At 64.4% G+C, this 11,125-nt stretch carries 6 protein-coding genes; 2 read left to right on the forward strand and 4 right to left on the reverse strand.

Translation table 11 applies throughout. The annotated features are described in order from the left end of the window. The first annotated feature begins 124 nt into the window (after positions 1–124). A complete protein-coding gene (locus FJ949_RS21585; protein WP_140498916.1) occupies positions 125–6,277 on the forward strand; it encodes a kinesin in 6,153 nt (2,050 codons plus the stop codon). A gap of 96 nt (positions 6,278–6,373) precedes the next feature. After that, entirely contained in the window at positions 6,374–6,988 is a 615-nt protein-coding gene (locus FJ949_RS21590) for a 3'-5' exonuclease (protein ID WP_140498918.1), read from the forward strand. 32 nt (positions 6,989–7,020) lie between these two features. Here the strand turns inward: FJ949_RS21590 and FJ949_RS21595 are convergent, their stop codons facing one another. The 4 genes from FJ949_RS21595 to FJ949_RS21610 all read right to left on the reverse strand — a co-directional run bounded on the left by FJ949_RS21595 (position 7,021) and on the right by FJ949_RS21610 (position 11,110). Further along, complete coding sequence (locus FJ949_RS21595) at positions 7,021–7,620, reverse strand: ABC-type transport auxiliary lipoprotein family protein (RefSeq protein ID WP_224518948.1); 600 nt, start codon at positions 7,618–7,620, stop codon at positions 7,021–7,023. Positions 7,621–7,714: 94 nt separating this feature from the next. Then, positions 7,715–9,088 carry an MlaD family protein gene (locus FJ949_RS21600; protein ID WP_140498920.1) on the reverse strand — a complete coding sequence of 458 codons (1,374 nt, stop codon included), beginning with the start codon at positions 9,086–9,088 and terminating at the stop codon, positions 7,715–7,717. A 14-nt stretch (positions 9,089–9,102) separates the two neighbouring features. After that, a complete protein-coding gene (locus FJ949_RS21605) occupies positions 9,103–9,921 on the reverse strand; it encodes an ABC transporter ATP-binding protein (protein WP_140498922.1) in 819 nt (272 codons plus the stop codon). 1 nt (position 9,922) lies between these two features. Next, a complete protein-coding gene (locus FJ949_RS21610; RefSeq protein WP_140498924.1) occupies positions 9,923–11,110 on the reverse strand; it encodes an ABC transporter permease in 1,188 nt (395 codons plus the stop codon). Positions 11,111–11,125: the final 15 nt, after the last annotated feature.

The following is an 11,125-nucleotide window of genomic DNA, read 5'->3' on the forward strand; positions in this document are numbered from 1 at the left end:
GAATGCATGTTTTCTTTACCCCCCTGTGTCATTACGATACGAGGGGTCCATTTTCAGCCTCCTGCGCGTGGGTGCGACAACCAAAATCATAAGCCCGCGGCAGCTAGTACAGGGTAGCGAAGGCATGGCGAAGAAAACAACGACGACCAGATCTCTGGACAACGATGTGGCCAGGGAACTCGAGAAGGCACTCGATCTCGACCTCAGCGGCGACACCGGCAGCGGCGACCTCGATATAGCGGCCTCGATGGAAGATCTGGAAGCGCAGATATCCCAGGCCGCCGACGAATTGGCGCGCGAGGGACGCAATCAGACGCAGGCACCCGTCGTCAACCAAGCCCAGGCCGCGAATCCCGCGCCAAAGACCAGACCCGCCGAACTGCGCCCCGTCGAAACACGCAATGGCGGTCAGCCCGCCGGCTTCTCGCCGGCCAATGACGATCGTCAGAAGGACTACAAGACGCTTCTGCACAGCCTCAACCGGCGCGCCTCGAACACGATCTACTGGGTTATCGCCTTCGTTTCGCTGGCCTGGATCGCCGGCGCGGGCGGATTGGCCAACCTCCTCTTCGGGCCGAGCATCTGGAGGATCCGCACGCTCGACCAGTTCTTCGCCCGTCCCGAACTGATCGGCCTTGCTGTCGCGGCCATCGTGCCGGTCATCCTGTTCTGGGCCTTCGCCGCCATGATTCGCCGCGCGCAGGACATGCGCATCGCCGCCCAGTCGATGACGGAAGTGGCCTTCCGCCTCACCGAGCCGGAAAACATGGCCCAGGATCGCGTCATGATGATCGGCCAGGCCGTCCGCCGCGAGGTGGCCGCCATGGGCGAAGGCATCGAACGCACGCTGGCCCGCGCCGTCGAACTGGAAACGCTGGTCCACAGCGAGGTCAACCAGATCGAGCGCTCCTATTCGGAAAACGAAACCCGCATCCGCTCGCTCGTCGACGGGCTCGGCAGCGAGCGCGAGGCGGTCGTCAGCCATGCGGAGCGGGTTCGCGCTTCGATCGCCGGCGCGCACGACACCCTCAAGGACGAAATCGGCGCTGCCAGCGACCTCATCCGCGACAGCATTCTCAATGCATCGACCAAACTGTCGATGACCATCACCAATTCCGGCGACACGCTTATCGACCGCATCAACGAAAGTTCGCTGTCGATCTTCGATTCGGTGGAAGGACGGCTCGACACCATAACCGACAAGCTTTCGACTTCCGGCGAGGCTTTCGCCAGCCTGCTCGACACGCGCATCGCCAAGCTGACGGACACGACAGACGGCCTGACCCGGTCGTTGACCGACCTGCTCGACGATCGCACCAACGGCATGGTGTCGCTGCTTGGTGGCGCCGCGCGCACACTCAATTCGGAATTCGAGGCCAGCCTCAACGGCATCGAGCGCACGCTCGCCGAGCGCGGCCAGGCGCTGATCAGCGAGTTCCAGACCCGCGCCGAGGCCCTCGATACCGGCACGCAGAAGCTCAACGCAGCACTCGAAGCCCGCGCCCGGCAGATCAACGAAACGCTGGTCGAACGCGCGCGCGAAATCGCCCACACCTTCGCCGAGAGCAAGGACACGCTGACGGCGATGATCGACCAGGGCAAGACCCAGATCGGCGCCGACATGGCCGATATCGTCACGTCGACCTCGTCCATGCTCGAAGCGCGCGCCAGCGATTTCGCCGGACGCATGGAAGCGGCGCGCCACGTCGTCTCGCGCTCGTTCGATGCCGATATCCAGCGGCTTGCCGATGCCCGCGTGGGTATAGAAGAAGCGGTCGAAAATCACAGCCGCAGCCTTTCCGAGAGCCGCGAGCGCATGGCGGCCGCGATGCAGGCCGATCTGGCCAAGTTCGCCGAGAGCCGTGCCGGCATCGATGCTGCGGTAACCGACCAGGTGCAGAAGCTGGCCGAAGGCCGCAGCCTGATCGCGCGCGCGCTCGAAGAAGATCTGCGCAAGGTCAACGAATCGCGCGCTGCCATCGACGCTTCGCTCGGCAGCCACCTCGAAAGGCTGGAAGAAGGCCGCAACCGGCTCTCCCAGGCTCTCAACGAAGACTCCGGAAAGCTGGTGCAAGCCCGTACAATCATTGACGAAATGGTTGCTGGACATGTTGGCAAGCTGGCCGAGGGCCGCAACATTCTCTCGCGCGCGCTCGAAACCGACCTCGGCAAGCTCGTGGACACGCGCGCCGACATTGATGGCCTTGTCGCCGGTCAGGTCGAGAAGATCGCCGAGGGCCGCGCGGTACTCGCCAAGGCGCTGGAGAACGACATCGCCGGCATCAAGGACCTCATCGAGGCGCATTCGGCGAAACTGGCGGAAGACCGCTCGCAGCTCGGCCGTTCGCTGGAGGACGATCTGTCCAGCATACGCGGGCTGATCGAAGACCATTCGGGCCGCCTGGCCGAGGATCGCAGCCTGCTGTCGCAGACCCTTGAAGCCGACCTTGCCAAGCTCGCCGAGAGCCGCTCGAGCATCGACGGCCTGGTCGCCGGTCAGGTCGAGAAACTGGCCGAAGGCCGCGATATTCTCAGGCGGGCGCTGGAATCCGATCTCAACGCGATCAAGGGCGTCATATCGAGCCAGTCCGAAAGGCTGGCCGAGGACCGCGGGCAGCTGTCGCGGGTTCTCGAGGCCGACTTGCAGAATGTGAACAGCGTCATTGCCGACCACATGAACAAGCTGGTCCAGGATCGTTCGACCTTGTCGAAAGCGCTTGAGGAGGATCTCGCCAAGCTGGCCGAAAGCCGTTCGAGCATCGACGGGCTGGTGGCCGGCCAGGTCGAGAAGCTGGCCGAAGGCCGCGACATCCTGCGCCGTGCGCTGGAAGCCGATCTCAACACGATCAAGAGCACCGTCGCCGATCAGTCCCAGAAACTGGTCGAAGATCGGGGACAATTCGCCCGGGCGCTCGAAGCCGACCTCGAAAACGTCAACAGTCTCGTTAACAGCCACTCGGAAAGGCTTGTCCAGGACCGTTCGGCGCTGTCGAAGGCACTCGAAGACGATCTGGAAAACGTCAACGGACTGGTCAACAGCCACTCCGAGAGGCTTGTCCAGGAGCGTTCGGTGCTGTCGAAGGCGCTCGAGGACGATCTCGCCAAGCTGGCCGAAAGCCGCTCGAGCATCGATGGCCTTGTCGCCGGCCAGGTCGAAAAGCTGGCCGAAGGCCGCGACATCCTCAAGCGCGCGCTGGAGGCCGATCTGCAGAGGCTGTCGGAGAGCCGTGGCGATCTCGACGGCATCATCGCCGGACATGTCGGCAAGCTGGCCGAAGGCCGCGACGTGCTGAGCCGCGCGCTGGAAGACGATCTCGGCAGGCTCGCCGAGACCCGCAAGGATATCGATCGTTCACTGTCGGGTCACATCGACCAGATCGCGGCCAGGAGCACCGACATCTCCGCTGCGATCGCCGCCGACGTGGACAAGATCGAGCAGGCGTTCAGTCGCCAGACCGGCATCATCGAGGAGCGTGCGGGCACCATGGAGCGTGCGCTGTCGACAGGCGTCGACAATGTGCGCAACGTGCTCGAGAAGAGCGCCGTCTTCGTGGCCGGCGCCTTGCGCGAGAAGGTCCTGGAAGTCACCAGCGTCCTGCATGAGCAGGCGGGCCAGGCCTTCTCCGATGCGGATCGCAAGATCGCCGAGCGCGCCGAGCAGACCTCGGCCGCCCTGCTGGCCCGGGCCGAAGACATCGCCCGCAGCTTCGAGGAGGCGGATCGCCGTCTCCACGCCCGTGCGGAAGACACGTCGAGCGCCTTGCTTGCCCGCGCGGACGATGCGTCCAGTTCCTTGCTGGCGCGAGCCCATGAAACCGCCGATCAGCTTGCCGCCCGTGCAAGCGAAATCGCCGGCACGTTCGACGCGGCCGACCAGAAGCTGGCCGCCCGCGCCCAGGAGACCGCCGACCAGTTGGCGGCTCGGGTGAGCGAGATTGCCGGCACCTTCGACGCGGCCGACCAGAAGCTGGTTGCCCGGGCCGTCGAAACGGCACAGTCGCTGGCCGCGCGCGCCGGCGATATCCTGCGCAATTTCGAAGGCGCCGATCAGCGGCTCGGCATGCGCATCGGCGAATCGGCCGAAGCTCTTGCCGCGCGTGCAGCGGATCTCGGCCGCATCTTCGACGCCGCCGACCAGCACCTGGTCTCGCGCATCGCCGAAGGTTCGGAAGCGCTGTCAGGCCGCGCCTCCGAAATCGCCCGCATCTTCGATGATGCGGACAACCGACTGGTTTCCCGCATCGCCGCCAGCACCTCGACCATCGGCGAACATGCTGAGAGCATCGTCGGCGCCTTCACCAGCACAGAGCAGAGGGTCGCCGACCGTGCGCGCCAGACCGGCCAGGAGCTGGCCGCGCATGCCCGTGAAATCGAGCAGGCGCTCGCCGGCGCCGACGAGCGGCTCGCATCGACCGCGGCAACGGCTGCTGCCCGCGTCGAAGAGCAGATCGCCAGCGTCGAGAACCGGCTCGCCCATACCGCCGAGACGATGGGCCAGAAGCTCAACGAGCAGGTGTCGAGCGCCGAGGCGCAACTCGTGTCGCGCGCCAATGTCATCGCGGAGACCTTCACCGCGGTCGGCCAGCATATCGGCCAGAGCACCAACGACGCCGCCAAGACGATCGGCGCCAACACCCGCGAGCTCAACACCATGCTCGCGGCACGGTCGGCGGAGATGTCGAAGATCCTCGACGAGACCGCGCGGCCGCTGGTCGAGCGTTTCGCCCAGGGCGGCTCGGAACTGCAAAAGAGCATGGAAGAGGTCACCGAACGTGCCGCCGAGAAGCTGCGCAGCGAAAACGCAGCCCTCGTCAACGCGCTCGCCAGCCGCACCGCCGAGACCCTTTCGGCGGTCGAAGGTGCCCGCTCGTCGCTATCCGACAGTGTCGCCGACCTGATCGGCCGAATGACCACGTCGAGCGCGCAGCTCGGTCAGCTGATCGAACAGGCCGCGGCCAATCTCGGCCAGGTCGACGAACGCCTGACCGGCAGCACGCAAAGCTTCGCGGCAACCACCGAGAAAGCGGCGCAGACCTTCGCCAGCTCGGCAAGGCTGGTCGATTCGAACACGACAAGGCTGACGGAACTGTCGTCGTCGACCTTGCGCGAGGTCGCGTCGATCGCCACCAAGTTCGATGAACACAGCCGCCTGCTCGCCGGTGCTTCGGACCTCCTGAGCTCGGCCCAGAGCAACCTCGAACACACGCTAGAAAGGCAGTCTTCACTCGAGGATCTCGCTGTCGGCCTGGTCAAGAAGTCGGAGGATCTCGAAAGGGTCATGCGCTCGTTCGAGAATCTGGTCGGCCAGACGCTGCAAAATGCGGAAGGCAGGACGCTGGAATCGGCCGACAAGATCCGCAACGCCATCACCGACGTCGTCGATTCGGCAACCAAGCGCTTCTCCGACGCGACCGAGGAGATGCGCCGCACCGCCGGCGCCATCAAGAGCGAGCTCGACCTCACCCGCGCCGAGCTCAAGAAAGGCGTCATCGAGATGCCGGAAGAGGCCAAGGAATCGACATCGGCCATCCGCCGCGCGGTTTCCGAGCAGATCAACGCCCTGAAGGAGCTTTCGGACATCGTTGCGAAGTCCGGCCGCAGTGGTGGAGAGCCCTTGGAATCGCGCAATCTGCGCCCGGCGCCGCAAGCCCCGGCAGCGTCCCGCGCGGCAGAGCCGCCGCGCCGCGCTCCCGCGCCACAGCCGGAACTTCGCGCGCCGCAGGCGCCGTCGGGCGGCACGGCGCTACGCGGCACGCTTGACCTGGAGCGCCCCGCCGACACGGCGCCGCGCCAGCGTCCCGACGCCGGCGCCCGCACGCAACAGGGCGGCTGGGTGCGCGATCTCCTGAGCGGGGCGTCACGCGAGGACGAAGCCAAGCCGGCAACACCCGCCGACGCGCCGCGCGCCGCCCCTGCCCAGCGCTCGCCGCTTCATGTCGTGGAATCACTGAACTCGCTGTCCGTCGACATCGCACGGGCCATCGATCACGATGCGTCGATCGAACTGTGGAACCGGTACCGGCGCGGCGAGCGTGACGTGTTCACGCGGCGGCTCTATACGCTGAAGGGGCAGCAGACGTTCGACGAGATCCGTCGCAAGTACCAGACGGAGGCAGAGTTCCGCGCCGCCGTCGACCGCTATTGCGATGATTTCGAGAAGCTGCTGAAGGACGTGTCGCGCAACGACCGCGACAACATCATGGCGCAGACCTATCTGACCTCGGATACAGGCAAGGTCTACACCATGCTGGCCCACGCCAGCGGCCGCCTGCACTAGGCAGCGGCAGACAGCCAATGAAAAAGGCGGGGGACTTGTCTCCCGCCTTTTGGCTTGGAAGGGTGGACGTCGCATCCGGAACTGGATCTCTGACTTGTGAAGACGGCGATCATACTCGACTGCGAGTTTCTTTGTCTTGAGGGCTCGCAACGCAGATTCTGGTGCGCGGCTCACGATCCGGATCCGGTCATCGCGCAGATCGGCGCGGTCAGGCTTGGGCTCGAAGACGACTTTCCCGTCCTGGGCACGCACAAGGCCTATGTCAGACCGATCGACCGGTTTGGCAGGAGATACGCGCTCGACCCTTTCTTCACCGAACTGACTGGCATCACAGAAGAAAAGCTGGAGATCGAGGGGGTCGCGCTAGGAGAAGCCCTTGTTGACGTCGATCGTTTCTCCAATGGGGCGCGATTTTGGTCCTGGGGCAAGGACGAACTGAACATGATAGCCATCAGCTGCTATATCGCAGGCATCCCCGCTTCCATCCCGGCGGCCCGCTTTGACAATGCCGTAAAGCTGCTGATCTCGGCCGGGATGCCGATCGAGGACCTGGCAAGGACGCCGAGCAACAAGCTTGCCGACTATTATGGCGTTCAACACCCGCCATTGCAGGGACACGATGCGCTCGATGACGCGCTGTCCGTAGCCTACACCCTGCAGCACCTGATGAAGACCGGAAAGCTGCGGCCGGACGCCTTCGACCGCTTGTAGCCTGGTGGCTGGCGCCCACCCGGCATCGCCGCTCAGATCGCCGAATCAGTCCAGCGCACGATCTGTTTGGCCGCGTCGCCGAAGGCAGCATCGAGCGCGCCGACATAGCCTTGGTTGCCGCTGCCCGAGACGGGCGCGGTCGCCGTAAAGCTCTTGGACGCACGCACCTCGCCATTGCGGTCGTTGAGGATGCGCACGAACAGGTCGACCTCGGCATGATCGCCGCCGTCGACGCGGACTTCGAACGAACGGATCTCGACAATGACCTGGTAGTCGATCGCCAGCCCCTCGCCCGGCTTGCCCACGCCGGCGAAGCTGCCAGAGCGCTGGAACGTCTCCGCCAGCCGAGCCTGCACGATCAGCGGCAGCCGGTCCGCCCATTGCGCGCCCTTGAGGTACTGGATCGAGCGTGGGGACGGCTTTATGACGATGTTCTGGCTGTCCAGCGCCTTGAGCGCGGACGGCTGGGCGATCAGGATCTGGCGACGGCTGTGGCCATGCGCCTCGACCGACGGCGCCGACAGTTCGAACGTGTCAAGCGGCGCAGGCCCGCCGCCCGGCAGCGCGGCACAACCGGCAAGGGTCAAGGCAAGCAAGGCCACGCCCGATCTGAACACAATCGTCGACTTCACGCGCGATCCCTGCTGTCCCCGGCCTCACTATCCCTGGATTGTAAAAACAACCCGCGGATGCAGACACTGTTTCTGGGGCGAGCCGAGACCGAAGTCAACGCCGCGCCCTGCCATCATACTGCCGAACCTCGCCCTCGCCGCCCGACAGGATGCGCTGCGGATTGCGGCTGAGGTCGGTAACCGCCTCCTCGATGCGGCTGATCGAACGGCGGCTGTCCTGAACCAGCGCCTCGACATTCGAAAGGCCCTGGCCGGAAAACCGGGCTATATTGTCTGTGATGACGCCAAGCCGCGAATTCAGCGTATCGGCAACCTGCTTGAACGACCTCAGCGTGTCCCTGGCGTCCGCCATCACGCCGTCCGCCTGGCCCGAGCCGAGCAGCTTGTCGACCTTGGCCAGGATGCCGTCGACGCGCACCGAGGCGTCGTTGAGCCGCTGCGCGAGCTGCCTCGCATCCTTGATCGTCTCGTCTATGTCGTCCGCCCTGTTCGCGAATTTGCCGGTCACCTTGGCGATGTCCGAGGCCGCCTTGTCGGCGCTTTCGCTTGCCTTCTGGATGTTGGCCAGAGCCGTGCGCACTTGCGCCGGATCGATGCCGTCGAGCACGCCGTCGACCTTGGCCAGCGTACCTTGCGTCTGCTTGGCGAAATCATTGACCGATCCCACGGCCGTATCGACATTCCTGATCACCCCATCGAGCTGTTTGGACGTTTCCTTGAGGTTGCCGGTCACCGTATCGACATTGGCGACGATGCTCTTGATCTTGTCCTTGTCGACCGCATTGAGCAGCCCTTCGGCCGCCTTCAGCGTGCCGTCGAGCTTGCCCGAGACGCCCTTCAGCTCATCGGACAGCGCGCTGACCGCGGACAGGAACTTGTCGACGCCATCGGAATTCCTGGCCAGCGCGTCGGAGAACGTCTGCACATTCTGCACGGTCTGCGTCAGCGGCCCGCGCACATCCTTGGTGAACCCCTCCAGCTGCGTCAGTACCGTGTCGGCGCGCGTGAAGATGTTCTGCGCCGTCTGCAAAAGATTGGTCACCGCCGACGGGTTGGCCACGATCTCGGCGACCTTGCCTTCCTTCTCGGCCTGGTCGAGAAGTTTTACTTCCTTGGGGTCGGCGCCCTTGAGTTCGATATTGGCCTGTCCGGTCAGGCCCGCCAGGCCGATATCGGCCTGCGTCGATTTGGTGATCGGCGTCATGCGGTCGATCTCGGTGTCGGCGATTGCGACCGTCGGATTGTCGACATCGATATAGACGCGCCTGACGTCGCCGACCTTGACGCCGTTGAACAGCACGAAGCTGCCGCGGCCAAGTCCGGAAGCCGAGCCAGGGATGCGCACGCGCAACAACGTGGTCTCGCCTTTGTCGCCGATCGCCGCCGTCCAATAGACGAAGCCGAACGCCGCCAGGATCGCCACCAGCGTGAAGATGCCGACAATAACGTAGTTGGCTCTGGTTTCCATTGCTTCACTTATGGCTATGCGCGCGCGGCAAGATCAAGTTGCCGGGCTCGTTTTCCGCGGAAATACGATTTTACCCACGGTTCTTCACTCTTCAGCATGTCGTCTATGGTGCCTTCGACCAGCACTTTCTTCTTGCCGAGCACGGCGACGCGGTCGCAGGCGGTGAAAAGCGTGTCGAGATCGTGGGTCACCATGTAGACGGTCAGGTCCATCGTATCGCGCAGCTTGACCACCAGCTCGTCGAATTCCGCCGCGCTGATCGGATCGAGGCCCGAGGTCGGCTCGTCGAGGAAGACGATGTCGGGATCGAGCGCCAGCGCGCGAGCCAGTGCCGCGCGCTTGATCATGCCGCCCGACAGCTCGGACGGGAATTTCTGCGCCGCGTCCGGCGGCAGCCCGACCAGTTCGACCTTGAGCATCGCCAGTTCGTCCATCAACTTGCGCGGCAGGTCGAGATATTCGCGCATCGGCACCTGGACGTTTTCCAGCACCGTCAGCGCCGAGAACAGCGCGCCGTGCTGGAACAGCACCCCAAGGCGCATGTCGATGCGCAGCCGTTCGGCATCGTCGGCCTTTTCGATATCCACGCCGAACAGCTTGATCGTGCCGGACTGCTTGCGCGTCAAACCAAGGATGGTGCGCAGCAGAACTGATTTGCCGGCGCCCGAAGCGCCGACGAAACCGAGGATCTCGCCGCGCCAGATATCGAGCGACAGTTTGTCGAGGATCAGGTTGTCGCCGAAGGAAACGGTGATGTCATGCGCCGAAAGCACGACCTCGCTGTCATCCGCGCCCTCCTTGGCCCTGGTCTCGATGCCGTTTCCCATCGCCATTTCAGAACTCGATCGCTGCATAGAACATGGCGAAAAGCCCGTCGAGGATGATGACGACGAAGATCGATTTCACCACCGAGGCGGTCACGTGCTGACCAAGCGATTCGGCGCTGCCGCCGACCTTCATGCCCTCGACCGAGGCGATGGTGCCGATGATCATGGCCATGAACGGCGCCTTGATCAGGCCGGCGAAAATGGTGCTGAGGTCGATGGCAACGCGCAGCCGATCGATGAAGGCGGCGGGTGCGATGTCGGAATAGAGCCAAGCCGCGAGGATACCGCCGCCGAGTGCGGCAAAATTGGCGATGATGGTCAGGCAAGGCAGGGCGATCACCAGCGCCACCAGGCGCGGAAAGACCAGCACGCCGATGGGGTTAAGCCCGATGACCTTCAGCGCATCCACTTCCTCGCGCATCTTCATCGAGCCGATTTCGGCGGTGATGGCGCTGCCCGAGCGGCCGGCGATCATGATTGCCGTCATCAGCACGCCGAGTTCGCGCAGGATCAACACGCCGACGAGGTCGACGACGAAGATGTCGGCGCCGAAATAGCTGAGCTGGTAGGCGCCCTGCTGGGCAACGATGGCGCCGACGATCGCCGACATCAGCACCACCACCGGAATGGCTCCGACGCCCATGCGGTCGATCTGGTTGAAGATCGCCGCCGGATTGACGGCATGGCCGCGGCCGAGCTTCATCTGCGCGCCACGGATCGTGGCGCCCAGTATGTTCATCGAGGCGAGAAAATCGTCGCGCATTTCGTAGACGCGGCGGCCGACCGCCTCCAGCGTGCGAATGACGATGTTGGGCGGCCCGACCGGCCCCGATTCGGGCTCGCGCCGCACCGCATCGCCGACCGCGCCGAGCAGGATCGAGGCAACGTCGCTCTGGCCCTGCAACCTGACCTCGACGCCCTTCTTCTCGAAAGCGCTGACCAGGCGGTCGATCAGCCAGGCGCCGGCGGTATCGATCTTCTCGATATGCGAAAGATCGAGCGCCAAGGTATTGAAACCGCTCCGTTTCTCGATTTTGCGCATCTCTGCGTCGATCGCGGCCACGGTGCGCGTCGTCCAGATTCCCGAGAAGGCGCAGCCGAGAACGCCTGCTTCCTCACCGACCGACACGCGCGGTTCGTGGTCAGCCTCCGAGGCGGTCTTGCCGCTTGCGTCGCGCTTGCCGATGGTCAACATGGCGTCCTGTTTAGC

The organism is Mesorhizobium sp. B2-4-1, assembly GCF_006442185.1.
Lineage (GTDB): Bacteria > Pseudomonadota > Alphaproteobacteria > Rhizobiales > Rhizobiaceae > Mesorhizobium.

What these genes read in the sequence shown, in the direction of transcription:
- FJ949_RS21600 (WP_140498920.1), bottom strand. Translation starts at nt 9,088, where the DNA reads ATGGAAACCAGAGCCAACTACGTTATTGTCGGCATCTTCACGCTGGTG.
- FJ949_RS21610 (WP_140498924.1), bottom strand. Translation starts at nt 11,110, where the DNA reads ATGTTGACCATCGGCAAGCGCGACGCAAGCGGCAAGACCGCCTCGGAG.
- FJ949_RS21605 (WP_140498922.1), bottom strand. Translation starts at nt 9,921, where the DNA reads ATGGCGATGGGAAACGGCATCGAGACCAGGGCCAAGGAGGGCGCGGAT.
- FJ949_RS21585 (WP_140498916.1), top strand. Translation starts at nt 125, where the DNA reads ATGGCGAAGAAAACAACGACGACCAGATCTCTGGACAACGATGTGGCC.